Source organism: Streptomyces sp. NPDC031100 (genome assembly GCF_055570785.1).
Genome location: NZ_JBVIGN010000004.1, coordinates 479,866 through 501,152, shown reverse-complemented (window position 1 = coordinate 501,152; position 21,287 = coordinate 479,866). Strand labels below are relative to the sequence as shown.

Here is a 21,287-nt window from a genome sequence, read left to right as displayed (position 1 = left end):
CACCGACGGCTGCTCGCGGACGAGCCCGGGTATCGGGCGCTGGTCGCGCGGGATGCCGATGACGCTGCCGAGGAGGCCGTACGGTGACGACGGACCCGGGGCTGCCGACGGCGCGGGAGGGTCGTACGACGGTGGTGGCGAGCACCTCGCCGCTGGTGCTGGACCGCCCGGACACGGTTCTCTTCCTGGTCGACGGCAAAGTAACGGCAGCCGGACCGCACCGACGGCTGCTCGCGGACGAGCCCGGGTATCGGGCGCTGGTCGCGCGGGATGCCGATGACGCTGCCGAGGAGGCCGTACGGTGACGACGGACACGGGGCTGCTGCCGGTCGCCGACCGGGCCGGGGTGCGGCGGGCGACCGTGCGGCTGGTGCTGGCCGACCGGCGGGCGTTCGCCGCCGCGCTGGTGCTGAACGCGCTGTCGGCCGGGGCCGGGCTGGCCGGGCCCTGGCTGGTCGGACGGATCGTCGACGAGGTGCGGGCGGGTCACGGGGTCGGCGCGGTGGACCGGCTGGCGCTGTGGATCCTCGTCTGCTCGCTGGCCCAGCTGGTGCTGGCGCGCTGGGCTCGGTACGTGGGGCACCGGTTCGGGGAGCGGACGCTGGCGCGGGTCCGTGAGGAGTACGTCGACCGGGTGCTGGCGCTGCCCGCCTCGGCGGTGGAGCGGGCCGGTACCGGCGACCTGACCGCGCGCGGCACGGCCGACGTGGCGACCGTCGGCAGCACGCTGCGGGACGTCGGCCCGGAGCTGCTGGTGTGCACCGTGCAGGCGCTGTTCGTGCTCGGTGCGGTGTTCGCGCTCGACCCGGTGCTGGGCCTGTTCGGCGTGCTGGGTCTGACCCCGATCTGGCTGGCGCTGCGCTGGTATCTGCGCCGGGCCCGGGACGGTTATCTCGCCGAGGGTGCGGCCACCTCGGAGGTCGCCGAGATCGTGGCGGCGACCGCGGCCGGGGCGCGCACGGTCGAGGCCTTCCGGCTGCGGCGGCGCCGGATCGCGGCGAGCCGGGACGCGCTGGAGAAGTCCCGCCGGAGCCGCTTCTACACCCTCTGCCTGCGGTCCGTGTTCTTCCCGGCGGTCGAGGTGACGTACACCGTCCCGGTGGTGGGTGTGCTGCTGCTCGGCGGGTTTCTGCACGAGCGGGGTTCGGTGGGCGTCGGGGCGGTGGTGGCCGCGGCGCTGTACCTGCGGCAGTTCACGGAACCGCTGGACCAGATCCTGATGCGGGTGGAGCAACTGCAGAGCAGCAGTGCCTCGTTCGCCCGGGTGGAGGGGCTGGCGCAGGCGCCCCGGGCGGGGGCGGAGGGCGGTTGCCCGGAGCCTGTGGACGACCGGATCGACGTGCGCGGGGTGCGGTACGCCTACGAGCGCGGCGGTGAGGTGCTGCGCGGGGTGGACCTGACGGTGCGGCCCGGGGAGCGGCTGGCCGTGGTCGGCCCGTCGGGGGCCGGCAAGACGACGCTGAGCAGGCTCCTCGCGGGTATCGACACACCGGGGACGGGCACGGTGACGGTCGGCGGTGTGCCCATCGCGTCCCTGGAACCGGAGCGCCTGCGCCGCCAGGTCGTCCTCGTCACCCAGGAACACCACGTCTTCCTCGGCACGGTCCGCGACAACCTCCTGATCGCCGAACCCACGGCCACGGACACCGACTTGTGGGCCGCTCTGACGGCGGTGGGCGCCGACGACTGGGTCCGCGCCCTCCCCTCCGCCCTCGACACCCCCCTCGGCCCGAACGGCCACCCCACCGACGGCTCCCAGGCCCAGCAACTGGCCCTGGCCCGCGTGGTGCTGGCCGACCCCCACACCCTCATCCTCGACGAGGCCACCGCCCTCCTCGACCCCACCACGGCCCGCCACACCGAACGCGCCCTGGCCGCGGTCCTGGAGTCCCGCACGGTCATCGCCATCGCCCACCGCCTCCACACGGCCCACGACGCGGACCGCGTGGCGGTCATGGAGGACGGCCTCCTGACGGAACTGGGCACCCACGAGGAACTGGTGGCGGCGGACGGGGCGTACGCGGCCCTGTGGCGGACGTGGCACGGGGACCCGTCCTCCTGAAGGAACAGTTCGCATAGCGAACATGAACATCCGGTCAACGGACCATTTCCAGCCAAGTTTCTGACGCGGTCCTGACAGATGCCGTGATCCCCTGCCACTCTTCCCACGGCCGACCCACAGCAACCCCACAGCTCTGCATGCTCCGCGTGGGCCGGCTGCACCTGCACGTGGTTCCGCGTAACGCCCTGTTCTGCCCGGACGTCCCAACCCACCGTCCGGTCTCCCCTGGCCGCGCGACCCGCGGTCACGCAGAAGGAGTCAGTGTGAGTAGCACCTCTCGCAGACGCACCTCCCACACAGCGCACCGCCGCACCGCCACCGTCGCCCTCGCCGGCGTCGCCGCCCTGATCGCCGCCGCCGTCCAGTCGGGTGCCGCGTCCGCCGCCCCGGCGAAGCCGCAGGCCGGCAAGGTCAACCCCGCCCATGTGGCCCTCAAGCTCACGCCCTCCCAGCGCGCCGAGCTGATACGCCACGCCGACGCCGAGAAGTCCGCGACGGCCAAGGCGATCGGCCTCGGCGGCAAGGAGCAGCTGGTCGTCCACGACGTCGTCAAGGACGCCGACGGGACCCTGCACACCCGCTACGAGCGGACGTACGCGGGTCTCCCGGTCCTCGGCGGCGACCTCATCGTCGACACCGCCAAGTCGGGCGCGACCAAGAGCGTCATCAAGGCCCGCAACGCCACGCTGAACGTCGCCGACCTCACCCCGGCCGTGTCGAAGGCCGCCGTGGAGAAGCAGGCCGTCCAGCGCGCCAAGGCCCTCGGCGGCAGCAAGTCGGCCGCGGACAGCGTGCGCAAGGTGATCTGGGCCGGCTCCGGCAAGCCGGTTCTCGCCTACGAGACCGTCGTCGGCGGGCTCCAGGACGACGGCACCCCGAACCAGCTGCACGTCATCACCGACGCGGCCACCGGCAAGAAGCTCTTCGAGTACCAGGGCATCAAGAACGGCATCGGCAACACCCAGTACAGCGGCCAGGTGACGCTGACCACGACCCAGTCGGGCTCGAACTACACACTGAACGACGGGGCGCGCGGCAACCACAAGACGTACAACCTGAACCACGGCACCTCGGGCACCGGAACCCTGTTCTCCCAGACCAACGACACCTGGGGCAACGGCACCACGTCCAACGCCGCCACGGCGGGCGCGGACGCCCACTACGGCGCCGCGGTGACCTGGGACTTCTACAAGGCCATGTTCGGCCGCAGCGGCATCAAGAACAACGGCGTCGGCGCCTACTCCCGCGTCCACTACGGCAACGCGTACGTGAACGCCTTCTGGGACGACAGCTGCTTCTGCATGACCTACGGCGACGGCTCCGGCAACGCCGACCCGCTGACCTCCATCGACGTCGCGGGGCACGAAATGAGCCACGGCGTCACGTCCAACACCGCGGGTCTCAACTACAGCGGTGAGTCCGGCGGTCTGAACGAGGCCACCTCCGACATCATGGGCACCGGCGTGGAGTTCTACGCCAACAACAGCTCCGACGTCGGCGACTACCTCATCGGCGAGAAGATCGACATCAACGGCGACGGCACCCCGCTGCGCTACATGGACAAGCCCAGCAAGGACGGCGCGTCCAAGGACAGCTGGTACTCCGGGATCGGCGGCATCGACGTGCACTACTCGTCGGGCCCCGCGAACCACTTCTTCTACCTGCTGAGCGAGGGCAGCGGCACCAAGGTCATCAACGGTGTCACCTACAACTCGCCGACCGCGGACGGCCTCCCGGTCACGGGCATCGGCCGCGACAAGGCGCTGCAGATCTGGTACCGGGCGCTGACCACCAAGTGGACGTCCACCACCAACTACGCGGGCGCCCGCACCGGCACCCTCGCGGCGGCCGGCGAGCTGTACGGCACCACCAGCGCCGAGTACAAGGCGGTGCAGGACGCCTGGGCGGCCGTGGCGGTCGGTTCGCGCTCCGGTGGCGGCGGGGGCGGCACCTCGTACGAGAACACCTCGCCGGTGTCGATCCCGGACAACGGGCCCGCGGTCACCTCGAACATCACCGTCTCCGGCAGGAGCGGAAACGCGCCAAGCAACCTCCAGGTGACGGTGGACATCACGCACACCTGGCGTGGTGACCTGGTGATCGATCTGGTCGGCCCGTCGGGCACCTCGTACCGCCTGAAGAACTTCAGCTCCTCCGACTCGGCGGACAACGTGAACGCGACCTACACGGTCAACGCCTCCGCCGAATCGGCCAACGGCACCTGGAAGTTGAAGGTCCAGGACCAGGCCGCACAGGACGTCGGAACGATCAACAGCTGGAAGCTGACGTTCCCGTAGACCGCACGCCACGGGATCGGGAACAGGGCGCCGTCCGGGGGTTCGACACCCTCGGGCGGCGCGCGTTTACATGCCTGAAACGTTCACCCGACAGTCGATTTTCGGCCAACATCACTTTGGGGTCCTGACATGTACGCGCCCCTGATGTCACTCTCTCTCCACCCGCCGCAGCAGCACAGCACTTTCACAACGCCACATGTCTCCGGCCAGTAACCCCACGCTGACCGGACTCCCCCACGAGAAGGAGCTTCTGTGAGCCCCCTCTACGCGCGTCACAAGCGCACCACTCTGGCCATCGCCACCGCTGTCGCCGCCGGAGCCCTGCTCTCCACTGGTCTGACCACCAGTGCCAACGCCCAGACCCCGGTCGAGTCCGCTGCCGCCAAGGCGCCGGCCGCCGCCCCGACCACGCTGTCCGCCGCTGCCCGTACCACCCTGATCCAGCAGGCCCAGGCCGGCGCCGCCGAGACCGCGCAGCAGATAGGCCTCGGCGCCAAGGAGAAGCTCGTCGTCAAGGACGTCGTCAAGGACGTCGACGGCACCGTCCACACCCGCTACGAGCGCACCTACGCGGGCCTGCCGGTGCTCGGCGGCGACCTGGTCGTCCACACCGCCAAGTCGGGCAAGTCCGAGGGCGTCACGAAGGCGACCAAGTCCGCCATCAAGGTGGCCTCGCTCAAGCCGCAGATCACCGCCGCCAAGGCCGAGAAGCAGGCGGTGTCCGCCGCCAAGACCCTCGGCTCCGCCAAGACCTCCGCGGACGGCGCCCGCAAGGTGATCTGGGCCGGCTCCGGCAAGCCCGTCCTCGCCTACGAGACGATCGTCGGCGGCCTCCAGGACGACGGCACCCCGAACCAGCTGCACGTCATCACCGACGCGGCCACCGGCAAGAAGCTCTTCGAGTACCAGGGCGTCGAGAACGCGACCGGCACCGGCAAGAGCCTCTACTCCGGCACGGTCAGCCTGAACACCACGCTGTCGGGTTCGACGTACCAGCTGTACGACACCACGCGCGGCGGCCACAAGACGTACAACAAGAAGCACACCACCACCTCGTCCGCGGGCACCCTGTTCACCGACTCGGACAACACGTGGGGCACCGGTGCCGCCTCCAGCTCCACCGCCGACCAGACCGCGGCCGTCGACGCCGCCTACGGCGCCCAGGAGACCTGGGACTTCTACAAGAACACCTTCGGCCGCAGCGGCATCAAGAACGACGGCACCGCCGCCTACTCCCGCGTGCACTACGGCAACCAGTACGTCAACGCGTTCTGGGACGACAGCTGCTTCTGCATGACGTACGGCGACGGCACCGGCAACACCAGCCCGCTTACCTCGCTGGACGTCGCCGGCCACGAGATGAGCCACGGCGTCACCGCGAACACCGCGGGCCTGGACTACTCGGGCGAGTCCGGCGGTCTGAACGAGGCCACCTCGGACATCTTCGGCACGGGCGTGGAGTTCTACGCGAACAACGCCTCGGACCCCGGTGACTACCTCATCGGCGAGAAGATCGACATCAACGGCGACGGCACCCCGCTGCGCTACATGGACAAGCCCAGCAAGGACGGCGGCTCGGCGGACTACTGGTCCTCCTCCGTCGGCAACCTGGACGTCCACTACTCGTCCGGCGTCGCGAACCACTTCTTCTACCTCCTGTCCGAGGGCAGCGGTTCGAAGACGATCAACGGCGTGACCTACAACTCGCCGACGTCCAACGGCTCCACGGTCACCGGCATCGGCCGCGCCAAGGCGCTGCAGATCTGGTACAAGGCGCTGACGACGTACTTCACGTCGACGACCAACTACAAGGCGGCCCGCACCGGCACGCTGAACGCGGCGGCCGCGCTGTACGGCTCCGGCAGCACCGAGTACAACGCGGTGGCGGCGGCCTGGTCGGCGGTCAACGTCAGCTAGGTCCAGGGCATATGACCGAGGGCGGTACCCGGGCGGAAGGCGTCCCGGGTACCGCCCTACCCTTGTGACCCATGTCCCCGGCGCTCTTCACCTACGAGCCGGTCGGCGCCACCCGCGACGACCTGACCTACTGCCCGCCCGGCTTCCACCCGCTGCTCGTACGCACCCGCCTCGGCGAGGGCACGGAGGTCTTCCGCCGTGCCGCCGAGGCGGTCCTCACCTGGGAGATGCACCGCGCGATGGGCGTGGGCATCGACGCCACCGCCGACCGCGCGGCCCCCGACGTCGACGTCACGGTCACCCTGGCCGGCATCGTCAAGGCCCCCTGCCGCATCATCTGGACCGTCGAGGAACCCCGCCGCGCCGGCTGGGCCTACGGCACCCTGGAAGGCCACCCCGAATGCGGCGAGGAGGCCTTCGTGGTCGACCGCACGGGCGACGGCACGGTGTGGCTGACCGTCGCAGCGTTCAGCCGCCCCCAGAAGTGGTACGCCCGCGCGGGCGGGCCTGCTACACGGGGGCTGCAGCACGCCTACGCCCGAAGGTGCGGCAAGGTCCTGAGGGAGCTGGCCACCCGGGATCTCAAGGACTGACCCTCACCGCAGCAGCACCCCCGCCCCCTCCACCGCATCCTCCGACGGCACCGTCACCAGGCCCAGTTCCGCGCTCGCGGCGAGGAGGCGGTGTGCCGGGAGGATGCGGATCGTGTAGCCGAAGGGGCCCGTGCGGTCCAGGGAGAGCGGGCCCTCGTAGAGGCGGCGGCCTTCCAGGTCCGGGGCGCCGGCCGGCTTCAGCGGGACCACCGTGGCATCGGTGATCCGGTCCTCCGCGTCGACCCGGCCGGACACCGCCTGGACCTCCACGTCGTCCGGCCCCAGCTCGCCCAGCCCCACCCGCACCCGCAGCCCCACGGCCGTACCCAGCTCCGCGGTGGCCGTCGCGGCCGTCGTCTCCACGTGGTCGACGCTCACCCCGGACCAGGCCGCGCGCACCCTGGCCTTCCAGGCGGCCAGTTCACGGGCCGTGTCCTCGGTCAGCGCGCGATGGGACAGCGCGGCCGGTGTGTACAGGCGGTCGACGTACTCGCGGACCATGCGGCCCGCCAGCACCTTCGGGCCCAGCAGGGTGAGGGTCCGGCGGACCATGTCGATCCAGCGGTCGGGCAGCCCGCCCCGGCCCCGCTCGTAGAAGCGCGGGGTGACCCGCTGTTCGAGGAGGTCGTACAGGGCTGCCGCCTCGATGTCGTCACGGCGGTCCGGGTCGGTGCCCACGCCGTCCGCCGTCGGGATGGCCCAGCCGAAGTCCGGCTGGAACCACTCGTCCCACCAGCCGTCCAGCACGGACAGGTTGAGGCAGCCGTTGAGCGCGGCCTTCATCCCGGAGGTGCCGCAGGCCTCCAGCGGACGCAGCGGGTTGTTCAGCCAGACGTCGCAGCCGGGGTAGAGCTTCTGCGCCATCGCCATGCCGTAGTCGGGCAGGAAGACGATGCGGTGGCGGACCCGTGGGTCGTCGGCGAACCGGACCAGCTCCTGGACCAGGCGCTTGCCGCCGTCGTCCGCCGGGTGCGCCTTGCCCGCGACGACGATCTGGATCGGCCGCTCCGGGTGCAGCAGCAGCTCCATCAGCCGGTCCCGGTCGCGCAGCATGAGGGTGAGACGCTTGTACGACGGGACCCTGCGGGCGAACCCGATGGTCAGGACGTCCGGATCGAGCACCCCGTCGATCCAGCCCAGCTCCGCGTCCCCGGCGCCGCGTTGCCGCCAGGAGACGCGCAGCCGCTCCCGCACCTCCAGCACCAGCTGCTCGCGCAGGGTGCGGCGCAGCTCATGGATCTCCTGGTCCGGGATGTCCGCGACCGAGTCCCAGCGCTCGGAGCCGCCGACGGTCAGCGCGTCCTCGGCCCGCTGCGAACCGATCTGCCGGGCGCCGAGCCGGAGCACCTCGGGGGCCACCCACGTCGGGGCGTGCACCCCGTTGGTCACGGACGTGATCGGCACCTCCTCGGCGTCGAATCCCGGCCACAGCCCCGCGAACATCTCCCGGCTGACCTGCCCGTGCAGCAGCGACACCCCGTTCGCCCGCTGGGCCAGCCGGAGCCCCATCACGGCCATGTTGAACAGGTTCGGCTCGCCGCCGGGGTAGGTCTCCATGCCAAGGGCAAGGATGCGCTGCACGTCGATGCGCGGGAGTTCGGCGTCCGTCCCGAAGTGCCGGGCGACCAGCTCCCGGTCGAAGCGGTCGATGCCGGCCGGCACGGGCGTGTGCGTGGTGAACACGGTCCCGCCCCGCACGGCCTCCAGCGCCGAGTCGAAGTCCATCCCCCGGTCGCACAGTTCGGCGATCCGCTCCAGACCGAGGAAGCCCGCGTGTCCCTCGTTGGTGTGGAACACCTCGGGCTCCGGGTGCCCGGTGAGCCGGCAGTACGTCCGCACGGCCCGGACACCCCCTATCCCCAGCAGCATCTCCTGCAGCAGCCGGTGCTCGCTGCCGCCGCCGTACAGCCGGTCGGTCACCCCGCGTTCGCCGAGGTCGTTGTCCTCCACGTCCGAGTCGAGCATCAGCAGCGGCACCCGGCCCACCTGCGCCCGCCAGATCCGGGCGCGCAGCGACCTGCCTCCGGGCAGGGCGAGGGAGACCCGGGCCGGAGTGCCGTCGGCCTCCTTCAGCAGGCTGACGGGCAGCTCGTACGGGTCGAGCACCGGATAGTGCTCCTGCTGCCAGCCGTCCCGGGACAGGGTCTGCCGGAAGTACCCGTGCCGGTACAGCAGTCCGACCCCGATCAGCGGTACCCCGAGATCACTGGCCGCCTTCAGATGGTCACCGGCGAGGATGCCGAGCCCGCCGGAGTACTGGGGCAGCGCGGCCGTGATGCCGAACTCGGGCGAGAAGTAGGCGACGGCGCCGGGCAGCCCGTCACCCTGCTGCTGGTACCAGCGCTCGCCGGTCACATAGTCGTTGAGATCGTCGGCGACCGCGGTCAGCCGGCGCAGAAACCTCCGGTCCCCCGCCAGTTCGGCCAGCCGGGCCGGGCGCACCCCGCCCAGCAGCCGCACCGGGTCACCCTCGGCGGCGGCCCACCCTTCGGGGTCGACGGACTGGAACAGATCGCGCGTTTCCGCATGCCAGGACCAGCGCAGATTGCGCGCCAGGTCGCTCAGCGGCCGGAGGGGTTCGGGGAGAACGGGACGGACGGTGAACCGACGGATCGCCTTCACATTCCACCTCGGACGCGTTACAGGGTGAGACGCACGGCGCTGTGCGTCTCGTCGTCAAGCTCGACGGTAGTGGTTACCGGAGCGTCGGTGGGGACGTACCGGGCGCGGGTGTCGGGGCGCGGCGGGGGCGCGGGAAAGGGCCGGTCTTGCGCGTAGACATACGCGTGGGTAGTTAACAAAGTGCCGGATTGCCCACCCGAATAGGGTGGGAAGGCTCCTGGTGTGCCCCACAGCCGCACCACGGTTCACCCGCAGGACCCACCTCCCCACATCCTCCGCCCATACCCACGTTGAAGCGGACAGGAGCGGTCATGCCCGCCACGCACCACTCGTCACCACCCCCGACAACCAGCACGGCAGCCGGAAGGAAGACTTCGGGCAGGAAGACCGGAGCGCCGGTGCACAAAGCCCTCGACCCCGCCCCGCCCGAGGCCGTCGCCACCGCCGTCGGCCGTATCCCCGTCCTCGACGTACGCCCCTTGGTCCAGCACGGGCGCAGGCCCGCCAAGGCGGTGGCCGGGGAGTCGTTCGAGGTATCGGCCACCGTGTTCCGGGAGGGGCACGACGCCGTCGCCGCGAACGTCGTCCTGCGGGATCCCCAGGGCCGCCCGGGCCCCTGGACCCCGATGCGCGAACTCGCCCCGGGCACCGACCGCTGGGGCGCCACCGTCACCGCGGGCGAGCCAGGCCGCTGGACCTACGCGGTGGAGGCCTGGTCGGACCCGGTCGCCACCTGGCGGCACCACGCACAGATCAAGATCCCTGCGGGCATCGACACCGACCTGGTCCTGGAGGAGGGCGCACGGCTGTACGAGCGTGCGGCCGCCGGAGTCCCGGAGGAGAAGCGGGACGTCGTACGGGAGGCCGCCGCCGCGCTGCGCGACGAGGACCGCCCGGCCTCCTGGCGGCTCGCGGCGGCACTGGCGCCCGAGGTGGACGGGGTGCTGTCCCGGTACCCGTTGCGGGAGTTGGTCACCGCTTCGGAGCCGTTGCCGCTGCTGGTGGAGCGGGAGCGGGCCCTGTACGGGTCCTGGTACGAGTTCTTCCCGCGTTCGGAGGGCACGGCCGAGCAGCCGCACGGCACGCTCCGGTCGGCGGCGCGCCGGCTGAAGGCGATCGCGGAGATGGGCTTCGACGTCGTCTACCTGCCGCCGGTCCATCCGATCGGGACGACGTTCCGCAAGGGCCGCAACAACACCCTGAACCCCGCACCGGACGATGTCGGGGTGCCCTGGGCGATCGGCTCCCCCGAGGGCGGCCACGACGCTGTCCACCCGGCCCTGGGCACGATCGAGGACTTCGACGGCTTCGTCGCCCGCGCCCGGGAGCTGGGTCTGGAGGTGGCCCTGGACTTCGCCCTGCAGTGTTCGCCGGATCATCCGTGGGTGGAGCAGCATCCGCAGTGGTTCCACCACCGCCCCGACGGGTCGATCGCGTATGCGGAGAACCCGCCGAAGAAGTACCAGGACATCTACCCCATCGCCTTCGACGCGGACCTTCCGGGCCTGGTCGGTGAGACGGTGCGGGTGCTGCGGTACTGGATGGGGCACGGGGTGCGGATCTTCCGGGTGGACAATCCGCACACCAAGCCGGTGGTGTTCTGGGAGCGGGTCATCGCGGAGGTCAACCGCACCGACCCGGACGTGATCTTCCTGGCGGAGGCGTTCACCCGGCCGGCGATGATGCACACGCTGGCGCAGATCGGGTTCCAGCAGTCGTACACGTATTTCACCTGGCGCACCACCAAGCAGGAGCTGACGCAGTACCTGGGTGAGCTGTCGGGTGAGGCGGCCGCCTACATGCGGCCCAACTTCTTCGCCAACACCCCCGACATCCTGCACGCCTACCTGCAGCACGGCGGCCGGCCGGCGTTCGAGGTGCGTGCCGTGCTCGCCGCGACCCTCTCGCCGGCCTGGGGCATCTACAGCGGCTACGAACTGTGTGAGAACACCCCGCTGCGCGAGGGCAGCGAGGAATACCTCGACTCGGAGAAGTACCAGCTCAAACCCCGCGACTGGGAAGCCGCCGCCCGCGAGGGCCGCACCATCGCCCCCCTCATCACCCGCCTCAACCACATCCGGCGCGGCAATCCGGCCCTGCGCCAGCTGCGCGACCTCCACTTCCACCACGCCGACAAGGACGCGGTCATCGCCTACTCGAAGCGGAGCGGATCGAACACGGTTCTGGTGGTCGCCAACCTCGACCCCCACCACACCCAGGAAGCCACGGTCTCGTTGGACATGCCGCAACTCGGCCTGGAATGGCACGAGTCCGTGCCGGTGCGCGACCTGCTCACCGGCGAGACCTATCACTGGGGCAGGGCCAACTATGTGCGACTCGAACCGGGTCGTCGACCCGCGCATATCTTCTCGGTTCTGCGACCGTCCACCCCGCAGATCGGAGGGTCACCCACAATATGATCGTCAACGAGCCCGTCCCGGACACCTTCGAGGACACTCCTGCCAAGGACCGGGACCCCGACTGGTTCAAACGCGCCGTCTTCTACGAGGTACTGGTCCGCTCGTTCCAGGACAGCAACGGCGACGGCATCGGCGACCTCAAGGGCCTGACCGCCAAACTCGACTACCTGCAGTGGCTCGGCGTCGACTGCCTCTGGCTGCCGCCGTTCTTCAAGTCCCCACTGCGTGACGGCGGTTACGACGTCTCCGACTACACCGCCGTACTTCCCGAATTCGGCGACCTGGCCGACTTCGTGGAGTTCGTGGACGCCGCCCACCAGCGCGGCATGCGCGTCATCATCGACTTCGTCATGAACCACACCAGCGACCAGCACCCGTGGTTCCAGGAGTCGAGGCGGGATCCGGACGGTCCGTACGGGGACTACTACGTCTGGGCCGACGACGACAAGCAGTTCCAGGACGCCCGGATCATCTTCGTCGACACCGAGGCCTCCAACTGGACGTACGACCCCGTACGCAAGCAGTACTACTGGCACCGCTTCTTCTCGCACCAGCCGGACCTCAACTACGAGAACCCGGCGGTGCAGGAGGAGATGATCTCCGCGCTGAAGTTCTGGCTCGACCTGGGTATCGACGGGTTCCGTCTTGACGCCGTGCCGTACCTGTACCAGCAGGAGGGCACCAACTGCGAGAACCTGCCGGCGACCCACCAGTTCCTGAAGCGGGTGCGCAAGGAGATCGACACCCAGTACCCGGACACCGTGCTGCTGGCGGAGGCGAACCAGTGGCCGGAGGACGTCGTCGACTACTTCGGCGACTACACCTCCGGCGGCGACGAATGCCACATGGCCTTCCACTTCCCCGTCATGCCCCGCATCTTCATGGCCGTACGCCGCGAATCGCGCTACCCGGTGTCCGAGATCCTGGCCAAGACCCCGGCCATCCCCTCCGGCTGCCAATGGGGCATCTTCCTGCGCAACCACGACGAGCTGACCCTCGAAATGGTCACCGACGAGGAACGCGACTACATGTGGGCCGAATACGCCAAAGACCCGCGCATGCGCGCCAACATCGGCATCCGCCGCCGCCTCGCCCCCCTGCTCGACAACGACCGCAACCAGATCGAGCTGTTCACCGCCCTGCTGCTGTCCCTGCCCGGCTCACCGATCCTCTACTACGGCGACGAGATCGGCATGGGCGACAACATCTGGCTCGGCGACCGCGACGCCGTACGCACCCCCATGCAGTGGACCCCCGACCGCAACGCCGGATTCTCCTCCTCCGACCCCGGACGCCTCTTCCTGCCCACCATCATGGATCCGGTCTACGGCTACCAGGTCACCAACGTGGAAGCCTCCATGTCCTCCCCGTCCAGCCTGCTCCACTGGACCCGCCGCATGATCGAGATCCGCAAGCAGAATCCTGCCTTCGGACTGGGGTCCTACAACGAGCTGCAGTCCTCCAACCCCGCCGTCCTGGCCTTCCTGCGCGAAGCCCCCTTGTCGAAGGAAGGAGGGGACGACCTGGTGCTGTGCGTGCACAACTTCTCCCGGTTCGCACAGCCCACGGAGCTGGACCTGAGGCGGTTCAGCGGACGGCACCCGGTCGAGCTGTTCGGCGGGGTACGGTTCCCGGCGATCGGCGAGCTGCCGTACCTGCTGACCCTGGCGGGGCACGGTTTCTACTGGTTCCGGCTGCGCCGGGACGCGGCGTAGTCCGGCCGGGTGGGACGGCGACCGGTTTCCGTCGTCCCACCCGGGGCACGCATCAGTCACACCCCGACGATCCGGGGAAAGGACATGACGCCCATGGCGGAAACGGTCACCCCCTTCGGTACTCCCCCTTCCGGTCACCTCCTCGCCTCGCTGGAACCCCTGTTGCGCGAGTGGCTGCCCAGACAGCGCTGGTTCGCAGGCAAGGGACGCCCGGTCTCCGGGTTCTCGCCGGTGGCGGTCACCGAACTGCTGCCCTCGGGCGGCCGGTTGGGGCTCCACCACCTGATCCTGCGCGTCCACCAGCCGTCGGCGCCGGGCGCCCCGGCGCACCCGGGCGACTGCTACCAGCTGCTGATAGGGGTGCGCGAGGCGCTGCCACCCCGGCTGGCGCCCGCGCTCATCGGACATGTCGAGCAGGGCCCGCTCGCCGGCCGCACGGTGTACGACGCCCTGTACGACCCCCGGCCCGCCGATGTGCTGCTGGAGGCCCTGCGCACCCAGGCCCGCATCGGCGGGCTCCGTTTCGAACGGGACCGGCGCCAGGAGATCCGGGAGGGACTCGTGGCCCGGCTGATGACGGCCGAGCAGTCCAACTCGTCCGTCGTCTACGGCGATACGTTCATCCTGAAGCTGCTGCGCCGGGTGGTCCCCGGGGTCAACCCCGACCTGGAGCTGCCGCTCGCCCTGGCCCGCGAGGGCTGTGCGCGGGTGCCCGCGCCGACGGCCTGGCTCCGTGCCGAGCTGGACGGGGACGCTTATGTGCTGGCCGTGCTCCAGCCGTTCGTGAGCGGCGCCGCCGACGGCTGGGAGCTGGCGCTGCGCGAGCTGGCCAAGGGCGAGGACTTCGTCGCCGAGGCCCGGGCGCTGGGCCGGGCCACCGCCGAGGTGCACACCGCCCTCGCCCGCGCCCTGCCGACGGTGACCCTGGGCCAGGCCCAGCTGCGGCTGCTGGTGGACGGCATGACCGAGCGGCTGTCGGCGGCCGTCCAGGCGGTGCCGGCACTGCGGCCGTATGAGCGGGGGCTGCGTTCCGCCTTCGAGGCGCTGGCCGGCCTGGCCGCGGAGGGGCGCACCTGGACCGCGCAGCGCATCCACGGCGATCTGCACCTCGGTCAGTGTCTGCGCTCGCCGTCGGGCATGTGGTCGCTGATCGACTTCGAGGGCGAGCCGGCCCGTCCGCTGGCCGAGCGGCGCATGCCGCAGCCGCCGGTGCGGGACATCGCCGGGATGCTGCGCTCCTTCGACTACGCCGCCCACTCGGCGAGCCCGCCCGCGCCTCAGTGGGCGACCCGCTGCCGGGCCGCGTACTGCTCCGGGTACGCGGAGGTGGCCGGCCGCGACCCGCGTACCGATCCGGTGCTGCTGCGGGCCTACGAGACCGACAAGGCCGTCTACGAAGTCGTCTACGAGGCCCGCCACCGCCCCGACTGGCTGCCCGTCCCCCTCTCGGCGGTCCGCCGCCTCGCCACGTCCGACCCGACCCTCGCCCGGGAGACCCGTCCGTGACGTCCAAGAAGTCAGCCACCTCGAAGAACAAGTCCGGCAAGAGCAGGTCCGAGAACAAGAGCAAGAACGAGAACCAGAGCAAGGCCGGGAAGAAGACCGTGCAAGAGGCCGTGTCCAAGGCCGGTCCCGCCGGGATCCCGAGCCCCCGCGCAGCCGAAACCCCGGCCCTGGAGGTCGCCGTCTCCCCCGCGATCGACGCCGGCGACCGCGAGCGGCTGCTGCACGGCACCCACCACGACCCGCACGCCGTCCTGGGCGCCCATCGGGTCCCGGGCGGCGTCGCCTTCCGCACCTTGCGCCCCTGCGCGCAGGCGGTCACCGTGGTCTCCGGCGATCTGCGGGCAGAGCTGCACGACGACGGGGACGGCTTCTTCTCCGGGCTGCTCCCGCTCACCGACGTACCCGCGTACCGGCTGCTCACGACGTACGACGGCACCGTCCACGAGACCGAGGACGCCTACCGCTTCCTGCCCACGCTCGGCGAACTCGACCTGCACCTGATCGGCGAGGGCCGGCACGAGCAGCTGTGGCGGGTGCTCGGCGCGCATGTGATGACCCACCAGGGTGTGACCGGCACCCGGTTCTCGGTGTGGGCGCCGAACGCGCGGGGTGTACGCGTGGCGGGGGCCTTCAACTTCTGGGACGGCACCGGATGTCCGATGCGCTCGCTCGGCTCCTCGGGGGTGTGGGAGCTGTTCGTGCCGGGCATCGGCGAGGGCGAGCTGTACAAGTTCGAGATCACCCGCCCGGACGGCTCGCGCACCCTGCGCGCCGACCCGCTGGCCCGCCGCACGGAGGTCCCGCCCGCCACGTCCTCGATCGTGCACGCCTCGCACCACGAGTGGGGCGACGCGGAGTGGATGGCACACCGCGGCGACATCCCCGTCCACGAGGCGCCGTTCTCGGTGTACGAGGTCCACCTGCCGTCCTGGCGCCCTGGTCTCACGTACCGCCAACTGGCCGACCAACTCCCGGCTTACGTCGCGGAGATGGGCTTCACCCACGTGGAGCTGATGCCGGTCGCCGAGCACCCCTTCGGCGGCTCCTGGGGCTACCAGGTCACCGGCTTCTACGCACCGACGGCGCGCCTCGGCACCCCGGACGACTTCAAGTACCTGGTCGACCGGCTACATCAGGCGGGCATCGGCGTCCTGATGGACTGGGTGCCGGCCCACTTCCCGCGCGACGAGTGGGCGCTGGCCGAGTTCGACGGGCGGCCGCTGTACGAGCACCACGATCCGCTGCGGGCCGCCCACCCGGACTGGGGCACCCTGGAGTTCGACTTCGGCCGCCGGGAGGTGCGCAATTTCCTGGTGGCGAACGCCGTGTACTGGTGCGAGGAGTTCCACATCGACGGGCTGCGCGTGGACGCCGTCGCCTCCATGCTCTATCTCGACTACTCGCGCGAGCCGGGCCAGTGGTCGCCGAACGAGCACGGCGGCCGGGAGAACCTGGACGCGGTGACCTTCCTGCAGGAGATGAACGCCACCGTGTACCGGCGCTGCCCCGGGGTGGTGACGATCGCCGAGGAGTCGACGGCCTGGGACGGTGTCACCCGCCCCACCCACCACAAGGGCCCGAGCGGCTTCGGTGGGCTCGGTTTCGGGCTGAAGTGGAACATGGGCTGGATGCACGACTCGCTGGAGTACATGGCCCACGAGCCGGTCCACCGCAAGTACCACCACCACGAGATGACCTTCTCGATGGTGTACGCGTACAGCGAGAACTACGTCCTGCCGATCTCCCACGACGAGGTCGTGCACGGCAAGCGGTCGCTCGTCTCGAAGATGCCCGGCGACTGGTGGCAGCAGCGGGCCAACCACCGCGCCTATCTCGGCTTCATGTGGGCCCATCCCGGCAAGCAACTCCTCTTCATGGGGCAGGAGTTCGCGCAGGGCGCCGAGTGGTCCGAGGCGCACGGCCCCGACTGGTGGCTGCTCGACCCGTCCTACGGCGCCGAGGCGGACCACCGCGGCGTCCGGGACCTCGTCCGCGACCTGAACACCGCTTACCGCGCCGCCCCGGCACTGTGGCAGCGCGACACCGACCCGGCGGGCTTCCAGTGGATCACGGGGGACGCGGCGGACGACAACGTCTTCGCGTTCCTGCGCTACGACGCCGACGGCAGCCCGCTGCTGGCCCTCTCCCATCTGGCGCCGGTGGTCCGCCACGACTACCGCATCGGAGTCCCCGAGGACGTCCCGGCCTGGCTGGAGGTGCTGAACACGGACGCGGCCCGCTACGGCGGCGGCGACGTCGTCCACCCCGACCCGGTCAAGCCGGAGCCGCAGGGGGCCCATGGCCGCCCCGCGAGCATCCGCCTGACCTTGCCTCCGCTGGCCACGGTGTGGCTGCGGCCCACCTAGCGTCCCGAACGTTCCGTACACAGGGCAGACCGGTGTGATCAGTCCTCGGCCAGCACCTTCGGCAGTCGTCCCGTGTGCAGTACCCCCAGCCGCTGTGTGGCTCGTGTCAGTGCCACGTACAGATCGCTCGTCCCGTACAGCCCAGGCTCGACCACCAGCACCGAGTCGAACTCCAGGCCCTTCGACTGGCGGGGGTCGAGGAGGACGACGGTCTGTGTCAGGTCCGGCTCCGCGCCCGCCGTCACCCCGTCCAGCCGCGCCGCCAGCTTGCGGTGCAGATGGCGCGGGGCGATGACCGCGAGCCGGCCCTCGGCCGGGGTGAGCTCCTCGACGGCCTTGGCCACGGCGCCGGGCAGGTCGTCGCGCGCGTCCCGCACCCAGGGTCGTACACCGGTGGAGCGGACCGAACTCGGCGGCTCGAAGTCGGGGTTCTCGGCGCGGACCACGGCCGCCGCGAGGTCCATGATCTCGGACGGGGTGCGGTAGTTGACGCCCAGGCGGGTGTGTTCCCAGCGGTCCTCGACGTACGGCGACAGGATCTGGGACCAGGAGCCGACACCGGCCGCCTCCGCCGTCTGTGCCGGATCTCCGACCAGGGTCATCGAGCGGGTCGGGCTGCGCCGCATCAGCAGCCGCCACGCCATCGGCGACAGTTCCTGCGCCTCGTCGACGATGATGTGCCCGAACGCCCAGGTGCGGTCGGCCGCCGCCCGCTCGGCCGCGCTGCGGTGGTCGTCCTCCTCCTGCCGCTCGGCGAACCGCTCGGCGTCGATGATGTCGTGCGCGGACAGGACCTCGGAGGCGTCCGGGTCACTGTCCTCCTTGTCCTCGAACTCGTAGGTGCGGGAGGCGTAGGAGACGTCGAGAACGCCCTGCGCATAGGCCACCTGTGTCTCCCGCTCGTGCTCCGCCCGCGCCCGGGCCACCCGCTCGTCCACGCCGAGCAGTTCGGCCGCCTCGTCCAGCAGCGGCACGTCCGCCACGGTCCATGCCCGCGTCACCGGGCGGCGGATGGCGGCCGCGTCCTCGTCGGAGACGTAGCCCACGGGATCGGCGAGGAAGTCCGCGACCAGACGCTGGGGCGTCAGAATCGGCCACAACTGGTCGATGGCCGCCCAGACCTCGGGGTTCTCGGCGAGTTCGTCGCGGATCTGGGTGAGGTCGGAGGCGTCCAGCAGGCTGCTGCCGTCGTACGGGTCGGTGCCCACGCGCTCGGCGTACAGCTCGGTGAGCGTGTTGAGGATGTGGCCCTCGAAGTGCTCGCGGGCGACGTTGTGCGGCAGCTTGGCGGCGCGCGTGCGCTCACGGGCGACGCTCACCAGGCCGTCGTCGAGCATCAGGATCTCGCGGTCGTGCTCGATCGCGATCACCGGGTCGGGCAGCGACTGCCAGTCGAGGACGACTTCGGCGAGTACGTCGGCCATGGCGGCGCGGCCCTTCACCGCGGCCGCCTCCCGGCTGTCGGCCGCCGTCGCCTTCACGCCGGGGAACAGCTCGCCGACCGTCGCCAGCAGCACCCCGGTCTCGCCGAGCGAGGGCAGCACCTCGCCGATGTAGCCGAGGAAGGCCGGGTTCGGACCGACGATCAGCACCGCCCGGCGGGCCAGCAGCTCGCGGTGTTCGTAGAGGAGGTAGGCCGCCCGGTGCAGCGCCACCGCGGTCTTGCCGGTGCCGGGGCCGCCCTCGACGACCAGCACCCCGCGGTGCGGCGCCCGGATGATGCGGTCCTGGTCGGCCTGGATGGTCTGCACGATGTCGCTCATGCGGCCGGTGCGCGCCGAGTCGAGCGCGGCCAGCAGCACGGCGTCCCCGGTGGGGTCCTCGTGTCCGGTGCGGGTGGCGTCCCCGAGGTCGAGGATCTCGTCGTGCAGGGAGGTGACGGTCCGGCCCCGGGTGGCGATGTGCCGGCGGCGGCGCAGGCCCATCGGGGTGTGACCGGTGGCCAGGTAGAAGGGGCGGGCGACGTCGGCCCGCCAGTCGATCAGGACCGGTGTGCGCTCGGCGTCGTCCTGGCGCAGCCCGATCCGGCCGATGTGGTGGCTGACACCGCCGGCCAGGTCGATCCGGCCGAAGCAGAGCGAGCCGTCGACGGCGTTCAGCGCGGCGAGCAGCCCCGAGCGCTCGGCGACCAGGATGTCCCGCTCCAGCCGGGCCTGCATGGGCTTGTCCCCCTGGGCGAGCGCGTCGGCGACCGAGGTCTCGGCCTCGCCGCGCAGCATGTCCACGCGCGCGTACAGTCCGTCGATGAATTCCTGCTCGTGCCGCAATTCATCGTGTGGAAAATCGGTGTTTGACAATTCCGCTCCCGCCCGGATATACTCTGCTCAGTGAACTTCTCCGCGACCCAATCGAATTGAAGTCGCGAACCACTGAATATACGCACAGAAATCCCCCGAGCGCAATTGCTCGGGGGATTTTTCCGTGGGCGGCTCCGCTTTACAGCACGTCGGCCAGCTCCTCCATCAGCCGCCGCTTGGGCCGTGCCCCCACCATCGACCGCACCGGCTCACCGTCCCGGAAGACCATGAGCGTCGGGGTGGACAGCACACCGTAGGAGACCGTCGTCTGCGGATTGCGGTCCACGTCCAGCTGGACGATCTTCAGCCGGTCGCCCTCCTCGAAGGCGATGTCCTTCAGCACCGGCGCCAGCTGCCGGCACGGCCCGCACCAGTCGGCCGTGAACTGCACCAGGACCGGAAGGTCCGCGCCGATCACCTCCGCCTCGAAGTCCGCGTCCGTCACCTCGGCCAGTCCGCTCGCCAAGCTCACCGTGTCAGCCCTCCCAGCTCGCACACGGGTTCCGGACCCCCCGGAACCAGCGCCTCGGCGGCCAGCTCGTCCCGGGCCTCCTCGGCCCGCCGCAACTGCCCCGCGACCTGCTCCCGCACCGCCGTCAGCTGTCCGATGAGCGCGTCCAGCTCGTCCAGCTTGCGCCGGTAGACGACGAGGGAGGCCGGACAGGAGTCGCCCTCCGGGTGCCCGGCGCGCAGGCACTCCACGAACGGCCGTGTCTCCTCCAGGTCGAACCCGAAGTCCTGCAGCGTCCGGATCTGCCGGAGCAGCCTGACGTCGGCCTCGTCGTACGTGCGGTGTCCCTTGTCGTCGCGCCGTGCGGGCAGCAGCCCCCGTGCCTCGTAGTAGCGCAGGGTGCGGGTGGTGGTCCCGGCCCGTGCGGCCAGCTCGCCGATTCGCATGTCCACGACCGTAGGCGTTGACGTCGGCGTCAAGGCAAGACGGGCGGCAGTCAAGGCACGACGGGAGGCAGCAGAGGCTTCCGGCGCACCGGCGAGGTCAGCACGATCGAGGTCGTCGTACGGCCCAGCGCCGAGATCTGCTCCAGGACCTCCTCCAGGTGCACGGTGTCGGTGACCGCGACCTTGAGGATCCAGCAGTCCTCGCCGACCACGTGGTGCACCTCGGTGATCTCCGGGCGGTCGATCAGCTCCAGGGTCCTCGGGTGCTTGAGGGTGTAGCCGCCGTGCGGGTTCACCCGGACGAAGGCCTGGATGCCGTAGCCGAGGCGGGCAGGCGCGACCTGGGCGCCGTACCCCTCGACCACTCCCGCCGCCTCCAGCCGGCGCACCCGCTCCGCGACGGCCGCCGGGCTCAGGCTGACCCGTCGCCCCAGCTCGCTGAGCTTGATCCGCCCCTCGGTCTGCAGCAGTTCGAGGAGCTGCCGGTCCACCGCGTCGAAGACCACTGATGTTTCGTCGGCGACGGCCCGCAGATGCCGTTGTTCTTTCGGTGCGGCAGCCTTGTCTCCCATGTCTCCCCCTTCAGGAACGGATG

General features: G+C 70.7%; 13 protein-coding genes and 1 pseudogene. 9 read left to right on the top strand and 5 right to left on the bottom strand.

The features are described 5' to 3' along the window. Positions 1–101: 101 nt before the first annotated feature. The 5 genes and pseudogenes from ACZ5DS_RS14160 to ACZ5DS_RS14140 all read left to right on the top strand — a co-directional run. Positions 102–305 (top strand): annotated as a pseudogene (locus ACZ5DS_RS14160) (ABC transporter ATP-binding protein); the annotation flags it as partial. Further along, positions 302–2,062 (top strand): ABC transporter ATP-binding protein, encoded by a 1,761-nt coding sequence (locus ACZ5DS_RS14155; protein ID WP_468237457.1) that lies wholly within the window; start codon positions 302–304, stop codon positions 2,060–2,062. The pseudogene ACZ5DS_RS14160 and the gene ACZ5DS_RS14155, both read left to right, overlap by 4 nt. Positions 2,063–2,325: 263 nt before the next feature. After that, entirely contained in the window at positions 2,326–4,359 is a 2,034-nt protein-coding gene (locus ACZ5DS_RS14150) for a M4 family metallopeptidase (protein ID WP_468237454.1), read from the top strand. Positions 4,360–4,611: 252 nt separating this feature from the next. Beyond that, entirely contained in the window at positions 4,612–6,276 is a 1,665-nt protein-coding gene (locus tag ACZ5DS_RS14145) for a M4 family metallopeptidase (protein WP_468237452.1), read from the top strand. A 71-nt stretch (positions 6,277–6,347) separates the two neighbouring features. Then, positions 6,348–6,869 (top strand): DUF1990 domain-containing protein, encoded by a 522-nt coding sequence (locus ACZ5DS_RS14140; protein ID WP_468237450.1) that lies wholly within the window; start codon positions 6,348–6,350, stop codon positions 6,867–6,869. A 3-nt stretch (positions 6,870–6,872) separates the two neighbouring features. Here the strand turns inward: ACZ5DS_RS14140 and ACZ5DS_RS14135 are convergent, their stop codons facing one another. Further along, positions 6,873–9,491 carry a glycosyltransferase family 1 protein gene (locus ACZ5DS_RS14135; RefSeq protein WP_468237448.1) on the bottom strand — a complete coding sequence of 873 codons (2,619 nt, stop codon included), beginning with the start codon at positions 9,489–9,491 and terminating at the stop codon, positions 6,873–6,875. A 311-nt stretch (positions 9,492–9,802) separates the two neighbouring features. Between ACZ5DS_RS14135 and ACZ5DS_RS14130 the strand changes: the two genes are divergently transcribed. From ACZ5DS_RS14130 to glgB, 4 genes are all read left to right on the top strand, one after another. After that, positions 9,803–11,911 (top strand): alpha-1,4-glucan--maltose-1-phosphate maltosyltransferase, encoded by a 2,109-nt coding sequence (locus ACZ5DS_RS14130; RefSeq protein ID WP_468237445.1) that lies wholly within the window; start codon positions 9,803–9,805, stop codon positions 11,909–11,911. Next, positions 11,908–13,626 carry a maltose alpha-D-glucosyltransferase gene (treS, locus tag ACZ5DS_RS14125; protein WP_468237443.1) on the top strand — a complete coding sequence of 573 codons (1,719 nt, stop codon included), beginning with the start codon at positions 11,908–11,910 and terminating at the stop codon, positions 13,624–13,626. The genes ACZ5DS_RS14130 and treS overlap by 4 nt, the downstream gene beginning before the upstream one ends. A gap of 93 nt (positions 13,627–13,719) precedes the next feature. Continuing rightward, positions 13,720–15,132: a maltokinase N-terminal cap-like domain-containing protein gene (locus ACZ5DS_RS14120; protein ID WP_468237440.1), complete on the top strand. Its 1,413-nt coding sequence runs from the start codon at positions 13,720–13,722 to the stop codon at positions 15,130–15,132. Further along, positions 15,129–17,498: a 1,4-alpha-glucan branching enzyme gene (gene glgB / locus ACZ5DS_RS14115; RefSeq protein WP_468237438.1), complete on the top strand. Its 2,370-nt coding sequence runs from the start codon at positions 15,129–15,131 to the stop codon at positions 17,496–17,498. The genes ACZ5DS_RS14120 and glgB overlap by 4 nt, the downstream gene beginning before the upstream one ends. Before the next feature lie 38 nt (positions 17,499–17,536). On the opposite strand, the gene ACZ5DS_RS14110 is transcribed toward glgB, so the two are convergent. From ACZ5DS_RS14110 to ACZ5DS_RS14095, 4 genes are all read right to left on the bottom strand, one after another. Then, positions 17,537–19,765, bottom strand: coding sequence for a HelD family protein (locus tag ACZ5DS_RS14110; protein WP_468237436.1), 2,229 nt, complete (start codon positions 19,763–19,765; stop codon positions 17,537–17,539). A 169-nt stretch (positions 19,766–19,934) separates the two neighbouring features. Next, entirely contained in the window at positions 19,935–20,267 is a 333-nt protein-coding gene (gene trxA / locus ACZ5DS_RS14105) for a thioredoxin (RefSeq protein WP_468237434.1), read from the bottom strand. Then, positions 20,264–20,692, bottom strand: coding sequence for a MerR family transcriptional regulator (locus ACZ5DS_RS14100; RefSeq protein WP_468237431.1), 429 nt, complete (start codon positions 20,690–20,692; stop codon positions 20,264–20,266). Before ACZ5DS_RS14100 ends, trxA begins: the two co-directional genes overlap by 4 nt. Before the next feature lie 50 nt (positions 20,693–20,742). Next, positions 20,743–21,264 carry an Lrp/AsnC family transcriptional regulator gene (locus ACZ5DS_RS14095; protein ID WP_468237428.1) on the bottom strand — a complete coding sequence of 174 codons (522 nt, stop codon included), beginning with the start codon at positions 21,262–21,264 and terminating at the stop codon, positions 20,743–20,745. Positions 21,265–21,287 lie beyond the last annotated feature (23 nt).